Raw genomic sequence first — 18,613 nt, 5'->3', positions numbered from 1 at the left:
GGGCTGATCCGGGACGCTAGGAGGAGGCCGTTACTGACGAATTACTGAACCGTGTGACGAGGGGGTGTCCGGTGGATCAGGGTCGGACGGGTCGCGGCCCCGGTCCTGATCCACCGGACACCCCTCAACCCCGGGTGAATTGCCGGGCCGCACGTGACGGGCGTCTCTGGCGCCAAAAAACTAACGCCGCTAGTTTGGGGTGCGGACGACATCGCCCGTACGCCTGCCCGGGAGGAAATGCCATGAAGGCCCACGACGGTATGTACATCGGCGGGGAGTGGCGCCCCGCAGCGGGCGCGGACACGATCGCGGTCGTGAACCCGGCGGACGAGCAGGTCATCGCCCATGTCCCGGCGGGCACGGCCGAGGACGTCGACGCCGCGGTACGGGCCGCCCGCGCCGCGTTCCCCGGCTGGGCCGCCACCCCGCCGGCCGAGCGTGCCACCCGGATCGCCGCCCTGCGCGACGTCCTGGTGGCCCGTCAGGACGAGATCGCGGCCACGGTCACCGCGGAACTGGGTGCGCCGCTCCAGCTGTCGCAGACGGTGCACGCGGGCGTGCCGATCCTGGTCGCCGGGTCCTACGCCGAACTGGCCGCCTCGTACGCCTTCGAGGAGCAGCACGGAAACTCCACCGTGCTGCTGGAGCCCGTCGGCGTCGTCGGGGCGATCACCCCGTGGAACTACCCGCTGCACCAGATCGTCGCCAAGGTGGCTCCCGCACTCGCCGCAGGCTGCACGATCGTCCTCAAGCCCGCCGAGGACACCCCGCTGACCGCGCAGCTCTTCGCCGAGGCCACCGAAGAGGCCGGCCTGCCCGCCGGTGTCTTCAACCTGGTCACAGGTCTCGGCCCGGTCGCCGGACAGGCCCTCGCCGCGCACGAGGACGTCGACCTGGTCTCCTTCACCGGCTCCACCGCCGTCGGGAAGCAGATCGGTGCCACCGCGGGCGGCGCGGTCAAGCGGGTCGCACTGGAGCTCGGTGGCAAGTCGGCCAATGTCATCCTGCCCTCCGCCGATCTTGCCAAGGCCGTCAACGTCGGCGTCGCCAACGTGATGTCCAACTCCGGCCAGACGTGCAGCGCCTGGACCCGGATGCTCGTCGACGGCGAGCGGTACGAGGAGGCCGTCGCCCTCGCCGCCGCGGCCGTCGCCAAGTACGTGCCGGGAGAGCGAGTCGGTCCCGTCGTCAACGCGAAGCAGCAGGCCCGGGTGCGCGGTTACATCGAGAAGGGCATCGAGGAGGGTGCCCGCGTCGTCGCGGGCGGCCCGAAGGCGCCGCTCGCGACGGGGTACTACGTCAGTCCCACCGTGTTCGCCGATGTCACCCCGGAGATGACCATCGCCCAGGAGGAGATCTTCGGCCCGGTCATCTCGATCCTGAAGTACGAGGACGTGGACGACGCCCTCCGGATCGCCAACGGCACGGTGTACGGGCTCGCCGGCGCCGTCTGGGCCGCCGACGACGCGGAGGCCGTCGCCTTCGCCCGCCGGATGGACACCGGGCAGGTCGACATCAACGGCGGCCGGTTCAACCCGCTTGCGCCGTTCGGCGGCTACAAGCAGTCAGGCGTCGGCCGTGAGCTCGGTTCGCACGGCCTCGGCGAGTACCTCCAGACCAAGTCCCTCCAGTTCTGAACAACCCTCCGATGCACCCCCGATCAGCAAGGAGCCGGTCCGTGGTCCGCGCCGCCGTACTGCCCGCCGTCGGAGCCCCCCTGGAGGTCACCGACATCGAACTTCCGGAGCCCGGCCCCGGTCAGGTGAGGATCCGTCTCGCCGCGGCCGGGGTCTGCCACTCCGATCTGTCCCTCTCCAACGGCACCATGCGGGTGCCCGTTCCCGCCGTCCTCGGCCACGAGGGAGCGGGCACCGTCCTCTCCGTCGGCGAGGGCGTCACGCATGTCGCGCCCGGCGACGGGGTCGTGCTCAACTGGGCGCCGTCCTGCGGCAACTGCCACCACTGCGCAATCGGTGAGGTCTGGCTCTGCGCCAACGCCCTGACGGGTGCGGGCAACATCCACGCCCGTACCGCCGACGGCACCGGACTCCACCCCGGCCTGAACGTCGCGGCGTTCGCGCAGGAGACGGTCGTCGCCGCGAACTGTGTGCTTCCCGCCCCGGACGGCATCCCGCTGACCGACGCCGCCCTGCTCGGCTGCGCGGTCCTCACCGGATACGGCGCCGTCCACCACAGTGCCCGGGTCCGGGCCGGCGAGACGGTCGTCGTGTTCGGTATCGGCGGCGTCGGTCTCGCCGTGCTCCAGTCCGCCCGGATCGCGGGAGCCTCGAAGATCATCGCCGTGGATGTCTCCCCGGAGAAGGAGGAACTCGCCCGCGCGGCGGGCGCCACCGACTACGTCATCGCCTCCGACACCACACCGCGCGAGATCCGTAAGCTCACCGGCGGACAGGGCACGGACGTCGCCGTCGAGTGCGTCGGCCGGCCCGTCACCATCCGCGGCGCCTGGGACTCCACCCGCCGCGGCGGCCGCACCACGGTCGTCGGCATCGGCGGCAAGGACCAGCAGGTGACCTTCAACGCGCTGGAGATCTTCCACTGGGGGCGTTCCCTGACGGGCTGCGTGTACGGGAACAGCGACCCGGCCCGCGACCTGCCGGTCATCGCCGAGCACATCCGGGCGGGCAGGTTCGACCTCTCCACGATGGTCACCGAACGGATCGCGCTGGACGGCATCCCGGCAGCCTTCGACAACATGATCGCCGGCAAGGGCGGCCGCGCGCTCGTGGTGTTCTGAGGGCCGTCCGTCAGGAATGACGGGACAGCCCTCGGGCCTGCTCCGGTGTGGGCTCGGCCTGCGACCGGCTCGTGGTGAGGAGGCGGGCTTCCATCTCGCCCTCCTCGAAGAGCCGCGAGGCCGGGCCCACGATCAGCGGGTCCGCCTCACCGACCAGGTCCGCGTTCTTGTCCGGATAGTCGAAGCGGTGCAGCACGTGCCGGATCGCCTCCAGACGGGCCCGCTTCTTGTCGTTGCTCTTCACCACGGTCCAGGGCGCGTCCGCCGTGTCCGTGTGGAAGAGCATCAGTTCCTTGGCCTCCGTGTACGCGTCCCACTTGTCGAGTGAGGCGAGGTCGACCGGGCTCAGCTTCCATTGCCGCACCGGATCGATCTGGCGGATCATGAACCGGTTGCGCTGCTCGTTGCGGGAGACGGAGAACCAGAACTTCACCAGGTGGATGCCGTCCCGGGCGAGCATCCGCTCGAAGCCCGGTGCCTGGTGCATGAATTCGAGGTACTCGCGGGTGGTGCAGAACCCCATGACCCGCTCCACACCCGCCCGGTTGTACCAGGACCGGTCGAAGAGCACGATCTCCCCGGCGCTCGGCAGATGCGCCGTGTAGCGCTGGAAGTACCACTGGGTGCGCTCGCGCTCCGTGGGCTTCTCCAGGGCGACGACACGCGCACCACGGGGGTTGAGATGCTCGGTGAAGCGCTTGATCGTGCCGCCCTTGCCCGCCGCGTCCCGTCCCTCGAAGAGGATGACGATCCGCTCGTCGCGGTCCTTGACCCAGTGCTGCAGTTTGAGCAGTTCGATCTGCAGGGCGCGCTTGGTCTTCTCGTACGCCTTGCGGCCGTACGGGTAGTCCTCGCGCCAGGCGTCGCGGGCCCGGCCCTCCGGGGTCACCAGGACCGGGTCGTCGTCCCCGCTGTCGATCACGTCGAAGTCGTCGAGTTCGGCGCCGCCGTGGCGGGCCGCCCGGGCGAGGGCGGCCTGTTCCTCGTCAGCCCTGCCCGACTGCTTCTTCCGCTTCGTCCCGGGGCCGGTCGGTTTCCTGGCGTTCCGCGTCATCTCGGCGTCCCTCCACCGGCTGTGCCGGACTGTTCCGCGTCCGTCCAGTCTGCGGACGCATGCGGGAGACCGCCACCCCGGCAAGACAGAGCAGGCCGCCGCCGACGGTCAGCAGCGCGGGCACCTCGTCCAGCAGCAGCCATGACATCAGCACCACCAGTGCGGGCACCGCATAGGTGGTGGCGCCCATCCTTCCGGCGGTGGTGCGCGCGAGGGCGTAGGCCCAGGTGGTGAAGGCGAGGGCGGTCGGGAAGATGCCCAGGTAGACCATGTTCAGGGTCGCGGAGAGCGGTGCGTCGGCCGCCTCGGAGATCAGCACACCGGAGAACGGCAGGCAGGCGACCGTACCGATCAGACAGCTGTACGTGGTGATCTGCAGGGCCGAGCCGTGCCGCAGCGCGGGCTTCTGGGTGACCACCCCGGCCGCGTACGCCACCGCCGCGAGCAGGCAGAGCGCCACTCCGAGCACCGACGAACCCCCGTGCCCCGACATGGAGAGACCGACCACGACGGCGCCCGCGAACGACACGGCCATGCCCATCACCAGCATGCGCGGCAGCCCCTCCCCCAGCAGCCGGGCGCCGAGCAGCGCGATCAGGATCGGGCCGATGTTCACGACCATGGCGGCTGTGCCCGCGTCGACCTGCTGCTCGCCCCAGTTGAGCACCACCATGTAGAGCCCGAACCAGAGCAGTCCGGACGCGAGGATGCCCGGCCAGGCACCCCTGGACGGCAGCCCCTCGCGGCGGACGAGAAGGATCGCGCCGAGCGTCAGCGAGCCCGCGAGCAGCCGGCCGAGGGCGAGCGCCCCTGGGGAGTACGCGTCGCCCGCGCTGCGGATGGAGACAAAGGCGGAGGCCCACAGGACCACGCTCGTGCACGCCGCGGCAATCGCCCGCCAGTCACGGCTTGCGGGCATGGTGGCCGTCACCGAGGAGGCCGGTATGGGTGTCGTCATGGGTCCGACTGTAAGCGGGGAACGGTTCGGTCCTCACCGAATTGTTTTCGGCTCGATCCCGAGGAGCTCGTGCAGCGCCCGCTCCCCGTCCGCGGTCGCCTTCACGGCCCGCCCGGAGCCGATCCGCACGCACCATCCGGTGTCCAGGGCGTGCCTGCACAGCGCGGCGCCCGCCGTCCCCGCCAGGTGCGGCCGGCGCTCCGTCCAGTCCAGGCAGCCGCGTACGAGGGGGCGCCTGGTCCGGGTGTCCAGCCGGATGCCCAGCTCCCCGAACCAGCCCAGGCCGTCGTCGGTGAGCGCGAATCCGGTGTCCTGCCGCAGCAGTCCCCGTACGGTCATGGCGTCCGCGATGGCGATGCCGATCCGGCCCGCGAGATGGTCGTAGCAGGTGCGTCCGCGGGCCAGCGCGCTGCTGGTGCTCGCCGCCCGCAGGGTTCGCGGCCGTGCCCCGTCGCCGGGCGCGGCCTGGGCGGCGAGGTCCTCGACGAGGTGGGCGGTCCGTTCGTCGGCGAGCCGCAGATAGCGGTGGCGGCCCTGCCGCTCCTCGGTCAGCAGGCCGCCCGCGACGAGCTTCCCCAGGTGTTCGCTGGCGGTCGACGGCGCGACCGACGCGTACCGCGCCAGTTCACCCGCGGTCCAGGCACGCCCGTCGAGCAGGGCCAGACAGAACGAGGCGCGGGTCTCGTCGGCGAGGAGCGCGGCCAGGGCGGCGAGGCGCGGTGCGGCCGGGTCGTGGGGTGCCATGTACCCAGCATGCGTCAGGAACGCTTCGGCGAGGGCCGAACCGTGGCCGCGGGCGTCCGCTGCTCGTACTGCAGGGCGAGACCGTCGAGGATCGCCCGGAGTCCGGTCTCGAACGCGCCCTCGTCGACCTTCTGGCGGCGGTCGGCCAGCAGGTGGGCCTGGCCGAGGTGCGGGTAGTCGGCGGGGTCGTACGCCGTCTCGTCGTCCACGAAGCCGCGTGCGAACGAGCCCAGTGCCGAGCCCGTGACGAAGTACCGCATCAGTGCGCCGATGTACGTGGCCTGGGTGGGCGGCCAGCCCGCTCGGACCATGCCGCCGAAGGCCGCGTCGGCGACCCGCAGCCCGGCAGGACGGCGGCCGGGGCCCTGGGCCAGCACCGGGACGATGTGCGGGTGCGCGGCGAGCGCCGCACGATAGGAGACCGCCCAGTCGTGCAGGGCGGCGCGCCAGTCGCGGCCGTCGTCCTCGTCGAACATCGACAGGTCGACCTGTGCGGAGACGGAGTCCGCGACCGCGTCCAGGATCTCGTCCTTGTTGCGGAAGTGGTTGTAGAGCGAGGGCCCGCTGACCCCGAGTTCGGCCGCGAGCCGACGGGTGGAGACGGCTTCGAGCCCCTCGGAGTCCACCAGGGCGCTCGCCGCCTCGACGATGCGGTCTCTGCTGAGGAGGGGCTTGCGCGGTCGGGCCATGCGGCACATAGTAGGGCCTGCGAACGAAAAACTAGCAGTGGTAATTAAAAGTGGGAGTACCGAAGGATGAACCTGGAGCTCAGCGAGGAGCAGGAAGCGGTCCGGCAGCTCGCCAAGGACTTCGTCGCCCGCGAGATCGCTCCACATGTCGTCGAGTGGGATCGCGCCGAGGATGTCGATAAGTCGATCGTGAAGAAGCTGGGTGCACTCGGCTTCCTCGGGCTGACCGTCCCTGAGGAGTACGGCGGCTCGGGCGGCGACCACCTGGCGTACTGCCTGGTCACCGAGGAGCTCGGGCGCGGCGACTCGTCGGTTCGCGGCATCGTCTCGGTCTCCCTGGGGCTGGTCACCAAGACCGTCGCCGCCTGGGGGAGCGAGGAGCAGAAGCAGCAGTGGCTGCCCCGTCTCACCGCGGGCGAGGCGATCGGCTGCTTCGGTCTCACCGAGCCGGGTACGGGCTCCGACGCCGGCAGTCTGACGACGAAGGCCGTCCGTGACGGCGACTCGTACGTCATCAACGGCACCAAGATGTTCATCACCAACGGCACCTGGGCCGATGTCGTGCTGCTCTTCGCCCGGACCGACGACACACCCGGCCACAAGGGCATATCCGCCTTCCTGGTGCCCACCGACACCCCCGGCCTCAGCCGCCGCACCATCCACGGCAAGCTCGGTCTGCGCGGCCAGGCCACCGCCGAGGTGGTCCTGGAGGACGTCCGCGTCCCCGCCACCGCGCTCCTGGGGCCCGAGGGCAAGGGCTTCTCGATCGCCATGTCCGCCCTGGCCAAGGGGAGGATGTCGGTCGCGGCCGGATGCGTCGGCATCGCACAGGCCGCCCTCGACGCCGCCGTGGGCTACGCCGGCGAGCGCGAGCAGTTCGGCAAGTCCATCGCGAGCTACCAGCTCGTCCAGGAACTCATCAGCGACATCGCGGTGGATGTCGACGCCGCCCGGCTGCTGACCTGGCGCGTCGCCGACCTCATCGACCGCGGCGAGGAGTTCGCCACCGCCGCGTCCAAGGCGAAGCTCTTCGCCTCCGAGGCGGCCGTCCGCGCCGCGAACAACGCCCTTCAGGTCTTCGGCGGCTACGGGTACATCGACGAGTACCCCGTCGGCAAGCTGCTCCGCGACGCCCGCGTGATGACGCTCTACGAGGGCACCAGCCAGATCCAGAAGCTGATCATCGGCCGCGCGCTGACGGGGGTCTCCGCCTTCTGAGCCGTCCCCTTCGAACGGGCGACTGAGTACGGCACTGAGTACGGGGGCGGATGTGGCGGGCGCCACAGCGGCCGATGCTTCCCCCATGAGTGAGACGACATCGGTCAAGCAGCAGAGCACCGCAGCCTTCTACGGTCAGGCCGTCGCATCTTTCGGGGTGGCGATGGGCGCGGTGACCCTCGGCATCTACTTCCTCGACGCGAACGCCTGGGTGCGAGGCTTCCTCGCCGTCGGCGTCCTGTACCTCGTCACGTCCTGCTTCACCCTCGCCAAGGTCATCCGCGACCGCCAGGAGGCGGGGCAGATCATCAGCCGGGTCGACCAGGCCCGGCTGGAGAAGATCCTCGCTGAGCACGACCCCTTCCAGAAGCTCTGACGATCTCATCCACCGGACCCTAAGCGCTTGCTCAGGTTCGGGGTATGGTGTTCGTCCTGCTGAAGGGAAGGGGTCGGTGACGATGAGCGCGGCGGAGGAGACCGGCGGCGAGAGCTCGCCGTGGGGCGAGGTGACGCCCGAGGCGGCCAGGCGGCTCCTCGTCGCGGCTGTCGACGCCTTCGCCGAGCGCGGGTACCACGCGACCACCACCCGTGACATCGCGGGCCGCGCCGGGATGAGTCCCGCCGCGCTCTACATCCACTACAAGACGAAGGAAGAGCTGCTCCACCGGATCAGCAGGATCGGTCACGACCGCGCCCTGCTGCTCCTGGAGACGGCCGCCGACAGTGACGGCACGGCGTCCGAGCGGCTCGCGGACGCCGTACGGTCCTTCGTCCGCTGGCATGCCGAGCGGCACACCACCGCCCGTGTGGTCCAGTACGAACTCGACGCCCTGGGTGAGGAACACCGCACCGAGATCGTCGCCCTGCGCAGGAAGAGCGATGCGGTGATCCGGCGGATCATCAGTGAGGGCGTGCAGGCGGGGGAGTTCGATGTCCCCGACATCCCGGGGACCACGCTCGCCGTGCTCTCGCTCTGCATCGACGTGGCGCGCTGGTTCAGCGCGCAGGGGAGCCGTACGCCGGACGAGGTCGGCGATCTCTACGCCGACCTCGTCCTGCGCATGGTCGCGGCCCAGCGCTGAGGGCTGCCCCGTCATCCCCGGCGGATCGGCGCGCGACGCGCCGGATGCGGTGCGTTGCAAGGCCGAGGGACATCCCCGTGCCCGGTGCATTCGGGCGTTCCGGCAGCGCAGCGGGGTGCCGCGGCTGTCCTCGTGCGCCCGCCGGGGTGACGCCCCGGGGCATCTCAGAAGTAGTAGCGCGACACCGACTCGGCGACACAGACCGGCTTGTCGCCGCCCTCGCGCTCGACCGTGACGAGGGCGGTGACCTGGACGCCGCCGCCCGCCTCCTCGACGTCCTTGAGGACGGCGGTCGCGCGCAGCCGGGAGCCCACCGGCACGGTGGACGGGAAACGGACCTTGTTGGTCCCGTAGTTGATGCCCATCTTCATGCCCTCGACCCGCATGACCTGTGGGACCAGCGCCGGGAGCAGTGAGAGCGTCAGATAGCCGTGTGCGATGGTCGTGCCGAACGGGCCGGCCGCGGCCCGCTCCGGGTCCACATGGATCCACTGGTGGTCCCCGGTCGCCTCGGCGAACAGATCGACCCTCTTCTGGTCGATCTCCAGCCACTCGCTGTGACCCAGCTGCTCGCCCACCCCGTCGCGCAGCTCCTGCGCGGACGTGAAGATCCTCGGCTCTGCCATGTCCCTGGTCCTGCCTTCCCGCTCTCGACCGTCCGTCGTCATCCATCGCCTACTGTCTAAGCGCTTGCTCAGCATGGTTGGGCGGGTGCGTTCCTGTCAACGACGGACCCGTGCGGAGGCGGGCACGTAGGGTTGGAGGGGTGCCCCAGATCCCACAGACACTCCATGAACTCACGGTCGGCCAGCTCTCCGCGCGCAGCGGCGCCGCCGTTTCGGCCCTGCACTTCTATGAGGCGAAGGGCCTGATCAGCAGCCGCCGCACCAGCGGCAACCAGCGGCGCTACAGCAGGGACGCACTGCGCAGGGTCGCCTTCGTCCGTGCGGCGCAGCGGGTCGGCATACCGCTGGCCACGATCCGGGACGCGCTGGCCGAACTTCCCGAGGAGCGCACCCCGAACCGCGACGACTGGGCGCGGCTGTCCGAGACGTGGCGGTCCGAACTGGACGAACGGATCAAGCAGCTGGGCCGGCTGCGCGACCATCTGACCGACTGCATCGGCTGCGGCTGCCTGTCGCTGGAGACGTGTGTGCTCTCCAACCCGAACGACATCTCCGGTGACACGATCAGCGGTTCGCGCCTGATGCCGGAGCGCCGCTCGGCGGGCTGCCCGTAGAAAACGTCCGCAGGGCCGGGGGCGCGCCGCCGTTCCGTCGCCCCCGGGCCCCTCATGCCGCCGACGCCAGGTCCCTCGGCCGGATCCGCCGCGCTCTCGCCAGCGCCCCCGGTGTCAGTACGGGCCGCGGCACCACGATTCCGCAGCCCGTGCAGACCGGGCCGGCCCACGGCGCGCAGTCGAGGTCCTGACGCCAGACGATCCCGGTCTCCGCGCACACCGGGCACGCCGCGCCGGGCTGCGACTCCAGGGCCGAGATCAGCCGGCCCAGCACCTCGGCGAGCGGGGCGGACGGGTGGACCGCCGGATCCTCGCAGCGCGCCACCCCGTTCCCGCCCCAGATGCGCCGGTGCCAGTCGTCGAAGGCGCCCGGCCGGCGCAGCCCCTCGCGCTTCTCCCGCTTACGGCGCTCGGCGAACCCGGCCTCGTACCGGAGCCAGACGGCCCGCGCCGCCTCCAGCTCCTCCAGTGCGTGCACCAGCCGCACGGGGTCGGGGGACCGGTCCTCGGGCTCTATCGTGTGCCGGGTGCACAGGTGGTCCCAGGTCGCCCGGTGACCGTAGGGGGCGAACCTCTCCAGGCATTTGCGCAGCGAGTACCGCCGCAGCGCCAGGTCATCCTGCGGATCGCGGACCTGTCTCGCAAGACTCCGGAAACCGGCCATCGCACTGCCACCTCCGTCGCTCGTACTTCGGCGTCAAGGTATGGACGTACGGCTGCCCGTTTCGGCTCCATCGAAAGGCAATTCGTGTCCATGGGGTGAGACGCCCCACGTCGGACGGTGTTCGGGCGCGGCATTGACGCGGTGTCATGTGGTGATTCCGAAAAAGTGACCGTTGTTCATCTTACCGACGGGTCATACCGCCAGTAACCTCCGGCGCATCGGCCTCTCGGAGGAGCACGTATGCCCCCACGCACCGTCATGTTCAGAGCCGCCACCGTGGCGGCGGTTCTCGCACTCGGTACCACCCTGCTCGCGGCCTCGCCGCAGTCCGGCGCCGCGGCGGCGGAACCCGTACCCGTCCCCGACTACTGCCACGGACAGTGCGACGACATCCTGCCGCCCGGCGAGAACGGCAACGCCACGCTCGTCGAGATCCTCGGCAACAAGGCGTTCGGTACGCACCCTTCCCACAGCGACGACCAACTCGACCGCTACAACGGCCTGGTGGCCGGGCACACGGGTCTCACCGACCAGAAGCTGACCGACTTCTTCAACGACGCCTCGTTCGGCGTCCCCAAGGACCAGGTCGAGTCCGTCACCTCGCCGCGCGACGACGTCACCATCACCCGCGACCGGGCGTCCGGGGTCCCGCACATCAAGGGCACCACCCGCTACGGCACCGAGTTCGGCGCCGGGTTCGCGGCCGGGCAGGACCGGCTCTGGCTGATGGACCTCTTCCGGCACATCGGGCGCGGTGAACTGACCTCGTTCGCCGGCGGCGCACTCGCCAACCAGGGCCTGGAGCAGCAGTTCTGGCCGCAGGCCCCGTACACCGAGGACGATCTCGAAGCGCAGGTCGCGTACATCAGGAGCCATGAGGGCGCCCGCGGCGAGCAGGCGATGGCCGATGCGCAGGCGTATGTCGACGGCATCAACGCGTACCGCGAGAAGTCCAAGAAGGGCCGCTACTTCCCCGGCGAGTACGTCCTCACCGGAAAGATCGACGCCATCACCAACATCGGCGAGATACAGCCGTTCAAGCTGACCGACCTGATCTCCATTGCCTCGGTCGTCGGCGGGCAGTTCGGCGGCGGCGGTGGCGGCGAGGTGCAGGCAGCGCTCTCGCTGCTGTCCGCCCAGCAGAAGTACGGGGTCGCCGAGGGCACCAAGGTCTGGGAATCCTTCCGGCAGCGCAACGACCCCGAGGCCGTGCTGACGATTCACGACGGCACCTCGTTCCCGTACGCCGGCAAGCCTGCCAGGGCGCGCGGCACCGCCCTTCCCGACGCGGGCTCCGTCACCGCCGAGCCGCTGATCCACGACCGCACCGGCTCCGCGGGCACCGACGCGAAGGCCCCGGTCAAGGCCCCGGCCGCGCTCAGGAAGGCCCAGGGGATCTACGACGACGGTGTCATCCCCGAGGGGGCGCTGCCCGGCTCCGGAGCCCAGAAGCGCGGCATGTCCAACGCCCTGCTGGTCTCCGGCAAGCACACCGCGAGCGGAAACCCGATCGCCGTCTTCGGCCCGCAGACCGGCTACTTCGCCCCACAGCTGATGATGCTTCAGGAGCTCCAGGGGCCCGGCATCAGCGCTCGCGGTGTCTCGTTCGCCGGTGTCGGCATGTACGTCCAGATGGGCCGCGGCCAGGACTACGCGTGGAGCGCCACGTCGGCCGGCCAGGACATCACCGACACGTACGCCATCGAGCTGTGCGAGCCCGGAGGCGGGACGCCCGCCAAGGACTCCACGCACTACCTCCACCACGGCACCTGCACCGCCATGGAGAAGCTGGAGCGCACCAACTCCTGGAAGCCGACCGTCGCCGACTCCACGGCGAAGGGCTCCTACCGGATGCAGGTGTGGCGGACCGCGTACGGCATCGTCACCCACCGGGCCACCGTGGGCGGCAAGCCCGTCGCGTACACCTCGCTGCGTTCCACCTACCGTCACGAGGCCGACTCGATCATCGGCTTCCAGATGCTCAACGACCCGGCGTACGTCACGGACGCCGCCTCCTTCCAGCAGGCGGCGAGCAATATCGACTACGCCTTCAACTGGTTCTACGCCGACTCCCGCACCGCCGCCTACTACAACAGCGGAATGAACCCGGTGCGCGCGGCGGGCGTCGACCCGGCGCTGCCGGTGAGGGCCGAGAAGGCGTACGAGTGGCAGGGGTACGATCCGGCGGCCAACACCGCCGACTACACCTCGTTCACCGCGCACCCGCACTCCAGCGGCCAGGACTACTACGTCTCCTGGAACAACAAGCAGGCCGCGGGGTACGCCTCCGCGGGCTTCGGACTCGGTGCGGTGCACCGGGCCGACCTGCTCGACGACCGGGTGGCGAAGCTGGTGGAGGAGGGCGGCGTCACCCGCGCCTCGCTCACCCGGGCCATGGCGGATGCGGCACTCACCGATCTGCGCGGCGAGCAGCTGCTGCCCGAACTGCTGAAGGTGCTCCGCTCCCAGCCGGTCACCGACCCGGAACTGAACGCAGCCGTACAGCAGTTGGAGTCCTGGCGCGCCTCGGGATCCCAGCGCAAGGAGACCCGCCCCGGCTCGCACGCCTACACCCACGCCGACGCGGTACGGCTCATGGACGCATGGTGGCCGAAGCTGGTCGAGGCCGAGTTCGGACCGGGCCTCGGCGACGGTCTGTACGCGGCACTGACCGCCAACCTCGCCACCGACGAGTCCCCGGCGGCCGGCCACGGGCCGAGCGGTGCGCACAGCGGTTCGGCGTTCCAGTACGGCTGGTGGGGCTTCGTCGACAAGGATCTGCGCCAGGTCCTCGGCCGTCCGGTCGAGGGCCCGCTGGCGAAGACGTACTGCGGCGACGGCGACCTGAGCAGCTGCCGGGACGCGCTGCTCGCCACCCTGAAGCAGGCGGCGGCCGAACCGGCGACCGAGGTCTACCCCGGTGACGACAGCTGCAGCGCGGGCGAGCAGTGGTGCACGGACTCGATCGTCCACCGTGCGCTGGGCGGGATCAGTCAGAAGGCGATCCACTGGCAGAACCGCCCGACGTACCAGCAGGTGGTGGAGTTCCCGGCCCACCGGTAGGACGCACATTCCGGTCCGTCCGGCGGTCGAGGACGGAACCGGTTTAGCCGGGCGGGCCCGAACCCCGGGCCCGCCCGGCTCACCTCACCGGTACTGCAGGTACTTCTTCCTTACCGCCCGGAACGCGGCGAGATCCGCCTCCCACGCCCCGACCACCTCATCCGTGTCCGCCCCCGCATCGATCATCGTGCGGACCCGCGTATTACCGGTGAGCTTGTCGATCCAGTTGTCCGGGCGCCAGGCGAACCCGCTCCATGTCCGTTTCGCCGTCACCAGCAGCGCGATCCCCGTGCGCACCGGATCGAACACCTCCCGGTCCTGGACATGCAGCTGCACCCCGCCGACCGTCTTCCCCTGGAACTTGGAGAACGTCGGGGCGAAGTACGCCTCGCGGAAAGCGACTCCGGGCAGGTCGAGGGCGTTCGCGGCCGCCGCCCACCGGTGGTCGATCCCCTCCGCTCCGAGGAGTTCGAACGGCCGGGTCGTCCCCCGCCCCTCGGAGAGGTTCGTACCCTCGAACAGACAGGTGCCCGAGTACACCAGCGCCGTGTCGGGCGTCGGCATGTTGGGGCTCGGCGGCACCCACGGCAGACCGGTTCCGTCGAAGAAGTCCGCGCGCCGCCATCCCGACATCGTCACGATGTCCAGCTCGACCGGCCGCGCGGCCAGGAACTCCGCGTTGAAGAGCAGCGCCAGCTCCGTGACCGTCATGCCGTGGGCCTGCGCGATCTCCCGGCGCCCCACGAAGGTCGAGAACGCCGGGTCGAGGACCGGCCCCAGCGCAGCCCGCCCGGTCACCGGGTTGGGCCGGTCCAGGACGACGAACCGCTTGCCCGCGAGCGCCGCCGCCTCCATGCAGTCGTAGAGCGTCCAGATGTACGTGTAGAAGCGGGCTCCCGCGTCCTGGATGTCGAAGACGACGGTGTCCACGCCGGACGCGGTGAAGACATCGGCGAGCGGCTGTCCGCTCTTCAGATACGTGTCGTAGACGGGGAGTCCGGTCGCCGGGTCGTCGTACCGCCCCTCCGAGCCGCCCGCCTGCGCGGTGCCGCGGAAGCCGTGCTCGGGGCCGAAGACCGCGACCAGGTTCACGCGTTCGTCCGGGTGCATCACATCGACGATGTGGCGCACGTCGGACGTGATCCCGGTCGGGTTGGTGACGATTCCGACCTTCTGCCCCTTCAGCAGCGCATAGCCGTCCGCCGCCAGCCGGTCGAAGCCGGTACGGACCCGATTGCGCCCGGAGCCCTGCCCCGTGCCGGGGAGGGGGCCCGCGGCCGCGCTCCCGGTTCCGGCAACCGTCGCCGCGAGGGCTCCCACCGCACCGCCGGCGGCCAGCAAACCACGTCTGGACAGGCTCATTCGGCTACCTCCATGATCGCTCCGACTGTCATGGTCACGCACGCTAGCGCGCACAAGGGCCGCATGGAACGAGACGGACGAGAGCGGTGTGACAGGAGTGGCGACAAGCCCCCGGCCAAACCCTTCCCCGATGACATACCGACTGGTTAGTCTGCTGGGGAAATCGGCTGAGAGAGGCGGAACCCGATGAGTACGGTGCAGGGCGCGGGCGTAGTGGTCACGGGGGCCGGGGGCGGCATCGGTGCCGCTCTGGCCCGCAGATTCGCCGCGGAGGGCGCCCGGGTCGTCGTCAACGACCTCGCCGAGAGCCGCATCAAGGTGCTCGCCGAGGAGATCGGCGGCGCCGCCGTCGCCGGAGACGCCTCGCAGATCGTGGAAGCCGCGCGGGATGCTCTGGGCGGCACCGTCGACATCTACTGCGCCAACGCCGGGCTCGCCTCGCCGGGTGACGTCTTCGCCGACGAGGAGGTCTGGGCCGCCGCCTGGGACGTCAACGTGATGGCCCATGTCCGTGCGGCCAGGGCGCTGCTCCCGGACTGGCTGGAGCGCGGCAGCGGCCGGTTCGTCACCACCGCATCCGCCGCAGGACTGCTGACGATGATCGGCGCCGCGCCGTACAGCGTCACCAAGCACGGCGCCGTCGCCTTCGCCGAATGGCTCTCGCTGACCTACCGCCACCGGGGCGTCAAGGTCCATGCGATCTGCCCGCAGGGCGTACGTACGGACATGCTCACCGCCGCCGGTTCGGCCGGCGAGCTGGTCCTCGCCCCCAGCGCCATCGAGCCGGAGGATGTCGCCGACGCCCTCTTCGACGCCATGGCCGAGGACCGCTTCCTCGTCCTGCCGCATCCCGAGGTCGCCGGTTACTACCGGGCCCGCACCAAGGACACCGACCACTGGCTCAGCAATATGAACCACCTTCAGCAGAAGTGGGAGGAGACCGGCGCATGACCGAGTCCGACACCGATGCCCTCACCGGGTCCATCTACGCGGCGAAGCCCTGGATCTCCCTGCTCAGCGACGCCCAACGCGCCCCGGTGAGCCCCGCCGAGACCCTGGTGCACGGCTTCCGTGCCTCCGTCGCCCGCACCCCCGAGCACCCGGCGCTCGCCTACTTCGACGGGCGTCTCAGCTACCGGGAGACCGACGCGCTGTCCGACTCCGTGGCCGGACATCTGGCCGCGCAGGGTCTGGAGCGCGGCGACCGGGTCGCGATCATGCTGCAGAACTCCCCGCAGTTCGTACTCGCGCTGCTCGGCGCCTGGAAGGCCGGGGCGACCGTCGTCCCGCTCAACCCGATGTACAAGTCCGGCGAGGTCGGTCATGTGCTGAAGGATGCCGAGGTCACCGCGCTGATCTGTGCGGACCGGGCGTGGGAGTCGTATCTGCGGGACACCGCGGCCGCCGCACCGAGCGTAAGGATCGCCGTCACCGCCTGCGAGCTCGACCTCCAGAGCCTGAACGACGAGCGGGTCCTGAACGTCGAGCGGCTGCCGGCCCCCGGGGACGCCGACGACCTGGTGGCCGTCGCCCGCCGTGGGCTCGCCGCCCCCGAAGGCCGCGAGCTCACCGCCGCCGACGTGGCGCTGATCAGTTACACCTCCGGGACAAGCGGCACCCCCAAGGGCGCCATGAACTCCCACGGCAACATCATGGTCAACGCCGAGCGCCAGCGGACCGGACATCCGATCCCCGAAGGCTCCGCGTACTTCGCGCTCGCCCCGCTCTTCCACATCACCGGCATGGTCTGCCAGCTGGCCGCCTGTCTCACCAACGCGGGCACGCTCGTGCTCGCGTACCGGTTCCACCCCGGTGTCGTCCTCGACGCGTTCGCCGAGCACCGCCCCGCGTACACCGTCGGCCCGTCGACCGCCTTCATGGCCCTCGCCGCCACGCCGGGTGTGACACCCGAGCACTTCGCCTCGTTCCAGGTGATCTCCTCGGGCGGCGCCCCGCTGCCGCCCGCGCTCGTGGAGAAGTTCCGGGCGGGCTTCGGCCCGTACATCCGCAACGGCTACGGCCTCACCGAGTGCACCGCGCCCTGCGCCTCCGTACCGCCCGAGCGGGAAGCGCCCGTCGACCCGGTCTCCGGGACCCTCTCGGTGGGCGTCCCCGGACCCGACACGGTCGTCCGGATCCTCGACGAGAACGGCGAGGAGGTGCCGTTCGGCGAGCAGGGCGAGATCGCCGTCCGCGGCCCGCAGGTCGTCTCCGGCTACTGGCGGCTGCCCGACGCGACCGCCGCCGCCTTCCCGGACGGCGAACTGCGCACGGGCGACATCGGCTTCATGGACCCGGACGGCTGGCTCTACGTCGTCGACCGCAAGAAGGACATGATCAACGCCTCCGGTTTCAAGGTGTGGCCGCGCGAGGTGGAAGATGTCCTGTACACCCACCCGGCGGTCCGGGAGGCGGCCGTCGTCGGCGTCCCCGACGCCTACCGCGGCGAGACCGTCCGGGCATACGTCAGCCTGCGACCCGGCTCCTCGGTCGAACCCGACGAACTGGGTGTGTACTGCAAGGAGCGGCTTGCCGCGTACAAGTACCCGCGCGAGGTCCGGATCCTGACCGAACTTCCCAAGACGGCGAGTGGGAAGATCCTCAGGCGGGAACTGCGTTCCCAGCAGTAGAACGTGTGCGACTTCACTACGGAAAGGCAGGTGGCGGCCATGGCCAGAACGACGGACGGGAACGACGCCCCCGTCCCTCAGCGGCTGCTGGCCGCCGCCACCCGGCTCTTCGCCGAGCAGGGCTACGACCGCACGTCGGTCCAGGAGATCGTCGAGGCGGCAGGCGTCACGAAGGGCGCGCTCTACCACTACTTCGGCTCCAAGGAGGATCTCCTCCAGGAGGTCTACTCCCGGGTGCTGCGGCTCCAGCAGGAACGCCTCGACGCGTTCGCGGACGCCCAGGCGCCGGTCGAGCAGCGGCTGCGGGACGCGGCGGCGGACGTGGTCGTCACGACGATCGAGAACCTCGACGACGCGGCGATCTTCTTCCGCTCGATGCACCATCTGAGCCCGGAGAAGAACAAACAGGTACGGATGGAGCGGCGCCGCTACCACGAGCGGTTCCGGGCGCTGGTGGAGGAGGGGCAGCGGAGCGGGGTGTTCTCCACGGCGACGCCGGCGGATCTGGTGGTGGACTACCACTTCGGATCGGTGCATCACCTGTCGACGTGGTACCGCCCGGACGGTCCGCTGAGCCAGCAGGAGGTCGCGGACCATTTGGCGGATCTGCTGTTGCGGGCGCTGCGCCCCTGACGTCGGCCAGAAGTGGGGGAGCGGCATCCGTCGGGCCGGCTCCGGGTTCGCGAGTGTGGTCCGGGGCCCCACGGTCACCGACCGCGGACGCCAGTCCTTCGGATCTCGACTACGCCAACGCGATGGTGCCCGCGCGCCAGCCCTCGGCGAGTACGGCGATCGCCAACTGGCAGGAGCATGTGGACGGCAAGCCCACCTACGCGCCGCCCGTGCCACCGCTCGCTCCCGCCAAGTTCACCGGCGCCGTCTACATCGGCGACCAGACCAAGTCGCAGCCGGAGTGCACCGACTTCGCGAACTCGTTGCAGAAATCGACGGGAACGTTCGAGCAGACTGTCGCGCCGAACGGGGCCGGGACAACCTCCGGCATGCTCGGCTACATGTTCTGGGCCGCCGAGCGGCCCTCCACGCGCGGCACCGGCACCCAGCCGCCCAACACCTGTGAGGGCGGCGTGGGCGTCGGCGCCACCACGTACGGCATCGCGGTGCCGATGCCTGCGCTGCGCCAGAACTGAACG

Annotated in this window: 18 protein-coding genes; 11 read left to right on the top strand and 7 right to left on the bottom strand. The window is 70.5% G+C overall.

Going from position 1 to position 18,613, the window contains the following annotated elements:
• Positions 1-242: 242 nt before the first annotated feature.
• Together ACFU8W_RS14305 and ACFU8W_RS14300 are read left to right on the top strand one after the other, a co-directional pair.
• Complete coding sequence (locus ACFU8W_RS14305) at positions 243-1,637, top strand: aldehyde dehydrogenase family protein (RefSeq protein WP_384036078.1); 1,395 nt, start codon at positions 243-245, stop codon at positions 1,635-1,637.
• Between the two features lie 41 nt (positions 1,638-1,678).
• On the top strand, positions 1,679-2,758 hold the full coding sequence (locus ACFU8W_RS14300; protein ID WP_384036075.1) for a Zn-dependent alcohol dehydrogenase: 1,080 nt from the start codon (positions 1,679-1,681) through the stop codon (positions 2,756-2,758).
• Positions 2,759-2,768: 10 nt separating this feature from the next.
• On the opposite strand, the gene ppk2 is transcribed toward ACFU8W_RS14300, so the two are convergent.
• The 4 genes from ppk2 to ACFU8W_RS14280 form a co-directional block, all read right to left on the bottom strand.
• Positions 2,769-3,680: a polyphosphate kinase 2 gene (ppk2, locus tag ACFU8W_RS14295; protein WP_384036229.1), complete on the bottom strand. Its 912-nt coding sequence runs from the start codon at positions 3,678-3,680 to the stop codon at positions 2,769-2,771.
• 64 nt (positions 3,681-3,744) lie between these two features.
• Positions 3,745-4,770, bottom strand: a complete 1,026-nt coding sequence (locus ACFU8W_RS14290; RefSeq protein ID WP_384036072.1) for a DMT family transporter — start codon at positions 4,768-4,770, stop codon at positions 3,745-3,747.
• A gap of 33 nt (positions 4,771-4,803) precedes the next feature.
• Entirely contained in the window at positions 4,804-5,514 is a 711-nt protein-coding gene (locus ACFU8W_RS14285) for an ArsR/SmtB family transcription factor (RefSeq protein ID WP_384036069.1), read from the bottom strand.
• 14 nt (positions 5,515-5,528) lie between these two features.
• On the bottom strand, positions 5,529-6,203 hold the full coding sequence (locus ACFU8W_RS14280) for a TetR/AcrR family transcriptional regulator (RefSeq protein WP_384036066.1): 675 nt from the start codon (positions 6,201-6,203) through the stop codon (positions 5,529-5,531).
• 66 nt (positions 6,204-6,269) lie between these two features.
• On the opposite strand from ACFU8W_RS14280, the gene ACFU8W_RS14275 reads away from it, so the two are divergent.
• The 3 genes from ACFU8W_RS14275 (at position 6,270) to ACFU8W_RS14265 (ending at position 8,503) form a co-directional block, all read left to right on the top strand.
• Entirely contained in the window at positions 6,270-7,421 is a 1,152-nt protein-coding gene (locus ACFU8W_RS14275) for an acyl-CoA dehydrogenase family protein (protein ID WP_384036063.1), read from the top strand.
• Between the two features lie 85 nt (positions 7,422-7,506).
• Positions 7,507-7,797 carry a YiaA/YiaB family inner membrane protein gene (locus ACFU8W_RS14270; protein ID WP_345513546.1) on the top strand — a complete coding sequence of 97 codons (291 nt, stop codon included), beginning with the start codon at positions 7,507-7,509 and terminating at the stop codon, positions 7,795-7,797.
• An 82-nt stretch (positions 7,798-7,879) separates the two neighbouring features.
• On the top strand, positions 7,880-8,503 hold the full coding sequence (locus ACFU8W_RS14265) for a TetR/AcrR family transcriptional regulator (RefSeq protein ID WP_384036060.1): 624 nt from the start codon (positions 7,880-7,882) through the stop codon (positions 8,501-8,503).
• Between the two features lie 164 nt (positions 8,504-8,667).
• On the opposite strand, the gene ACFU8W_RS14260 is transcribed toward ACFU8W_RS14265, so the two are convergent.
• Positions 8,668-9,129: a MaoC family dehydratase gene (locus tag ACFU8W_RS14260; RefSeq protein WP_266987489.1), complete on the bottom strand. Its 462-nt coding sequence runs from the start codon at positions 9,127-9,129 to the stop codon at positions 8,668-8,670.
• A 140-nt stretch (positions 9,130-9,269) separates the two neighbouring features.
• On the opposite strand from ACFU8W_RS14260, the gene soxR reads away from it, so the two are divergent.
• A complete protein-coding gene (gene soxR, locus ACFU8W_RS14255; RefSeq protein ID WP_266987491.1) occupies positions 9,270-9,743 on the top strand; it encodes a redox-sensitive transcriptional activator SoxR in 474 nt (157 codons plus the stop codon).
• 52 nt (positions 9,744-9,795) lie between these two features.
• Here the strand turns inward: soxR and ACFU8W_RS14250 are convergent, their stop codons facing one another.
• Complete coding sequence (locus ACFU8W_RS14250; RefSeq protein ID WP_384036056.1) at positions 9,796-10,407, bottom strand: hypothetical protein; 612 nt, start codon at positions 10,405-10,407, stop codon at positions 9,796-9,798.
• 240 nt (positions 10,408-10,647) lie between these two features.
• Between ACFU8W_RS14250 and ACFU8W_RS14245 the strand changes: the two genes are divergently transcribed.
• A complete protein-coding gene (locus tag ACFU8W_RS14245; protein WP_384036053.1) occupies positions 10,648-13,470 on the top strand; it encodes a penicillin acylase family protein in 2,823 nt (940 codons plus the stop codon).
• Between the two features lie 84 nt (positions 13,471-13,554).
• On the opposite strand, the gene ACFU8W_RS14240 is transcribed toward ACFU8W_RS14245, so the two are convergent.
• Positions 13,555-14,832 (bottom strand): exo-beta-N-acetylmuramidase NamZ domain-containing protein, encoded by a 1,278-nt coding sequence (locus ACFU8W_RS14240; RefSeq protein ID WP_384036050.1) that lies wholly within the window; start codon positions 14,830-14,832, stop codon positions 13,555-13,557.
• 186 nt (positions 14,833-15,018) lie between these two features.
• Here ACFU8W_RS14240 and ACFU8W_RS14235 point away from each other — a divergent pair, with 186 nt between their 5' ends.
• The 4 genes from ACFU8W_RS14235 (at position 15,019) to ACFU8W_RS14220 (ending at position 18,610) form a co-directional block, all read left to right on the top strand.
• On the top strand, positions 15,019-15,783 hold the full coding sequence (locus ACFU8W_RS14235) for an SDR family oxidoreductase (RefSeq protein ID WP_384036047.1): 765 nt from the start codon (positions 15,019-15,021) through the stop codon (positions 15,781-15,783).
• Positions 15,780-17,462 (top strand): class I adenylate-forming enzyme family protein, encoded by a 1,683-nt coding sequence (locus ACFU8W_RS14230; protein ID WP_384036044.1) that lies wholly within the window; start codon positions 15,780-15,782, stop codon positions 17,460-17,462. The genes ACFU8W_RS14235 and ACFU8W_RS14230 overlap by 4 nt, the downstream gene beginning before the upstream one ends.
• A gap of 39 nt (positions 17,463-17,501) precedes the next feature.
• Positions 17,502-18,095, top strand: a complete 594-nt coding sequence (locus ACFU8W_RS14225; RefSeq protein WP_345513539.1) for a TetR/AcrR family transcriptional regulator — start codon at positions 17,502-17,504, stop codon at positions 18,093-18,095.
• A gap of 122 nt (positions 18,096-18,217) precedes the next feature.
• Positions 18,218-18,610 carry a hypothetical protein gene (locus ACFU8W_RS14220; RefSeq protein ID WP_384036041.1) on the top strand — a complete coding sequence of 131 codons (393 nt, stop codon included), beginning with the start codon at positions 18,218-18,220 and terminating at the stop codon, positions 18,608-18,610.
• Positions 18,611-18,613 lie beyond the last annotated feature (3 nt).

The organism is Streptomyces sp. NPDC057565, assembly GCF_042801455.1.
GTDB lineage: Bacteria > Actinomycetota > Actinomycetes > Streptomycetales > Streptomycetaceae > Streptomyces > Streptomyces yanii.
The sequence above is the reverse complement of the archived record's forward strand: the minus strand, read 5'-3'. Positions and strand labels throughout refer to the sequence as shown.

Excerpts from the sequence above, each read along its gene's own strand:
- ACFU8W_RS14290 (WP_384036072.1), bottom strand. The coding sequence starts at position 4,770 with ATGACGACACCCATACCGGCCTCCTCGGTGACGGCCACCATGCCCGCA.
- ACFU8W_RS14235 (WP_384036047.1), top strand. The coding sequence starts at position 15,019 with ATGAGTACGGTGCAGGGCGCGGGCGTAGTGGTCACGGGGGCCGGGGGC.
- ACFU8W_RS14230 (WP_384036044.1), top strand. The coding sequence starts at position 15,780 with ATGACCGAGTCCGACACCGATGCCCTCACCGGGTCCATCTACGCGGCG.
- ACFU8W_RS14220 (WP_384036041.1), top strand. The coding sequence starts at position 18,218 with ATGGTGCCCGCGCGCCAGCCCTCGGCGAGTACGGCGATCGCCAACTGG.
- ACFU8W_RS14305 (WP_384036078.1), top strand. The coding sequence starts at position 243 with ATGAAGGCCCACGACGGTATGTACATCGGCGGGGAGTGGCGCCCCGCA.
- ACFU8W_RS14265 (WP_384036060.1), top strand. The coding sequence starts at position 7,880 with ATGAGCGCGGCGGAGGAGACCGGCGGCGAGAGCTCGCCGTGGGGCGAG.
- ACFU8W_RS14275 (WP_384036063.1), top strand. The coding sequence starts at position 6,270 with ATGAACCTGGAGCTCAGCGAGGAGCAGGAAGCGGTCCGGCAGCTCGCC.
- ACFU8W_RS14270 (WP_345513546.1), top strand. The coding sequence starts at position 7,507 with ATGAGTGAGACGACATCGGTCAAGCAGCAGAGCACCGCAGCCTTCTAC.
- ACFU8W_RS14245 (WP_384036053.1), top strand. The coding sequence starts at position 10,648 with ATGCCCCCACGCACCGTCATGTTCAGAGCCGCCACCGTGGCGGCGGTT.
- ACFU8W_RS14240 (WP_384036050.1), bottom strand. The coding sequence starts at position 14,832 with ATGAGCCTGTCCAGACGTGGTTTGCTGGCCGCCGGCGGTGCGGTGGGA.
- ACFU8W_RS14225 (WP_345513539.1), top strand. The coding sequence starts at position 17,502 with ATGGCCAGAACGACGGACGGGAACGACGCCCCCGTCCCTCAGCGGCTG.
- ACFU8W_RS14285 (WP_384036069.1), bottom strand. The coding sequence starts at position 5,514 with ATGGCACCCCACGACCCGGCCGCACCGCGCCTCGCCGCCCTGGCCGCG.
- ACFU8W_RS14280 (WP_384036066.1), bottom strand. The coding sequence starts at position 6,203 with ATGGCCCGACCGCGCAAGCCCCTCCTCAGCAGAGACCGCATCGTCGAG.
- ACFU8W_RS14260 (WP_266987489.1), bottom strand. The coding sequence starts at position 9,129 with ATGGCAGAGCCGAGGATCTTCACGTCCGCGCAGGAGCTGCGCGACGGG.
- ACFU8W_RS14250 (WP_384036056.1), bottom strand. The coding sequence starts at position 10,407 with ATGGCCGGTTTCCGGAGTCTTGCGAGACAGGTCCGCGATCCGCAGGAT.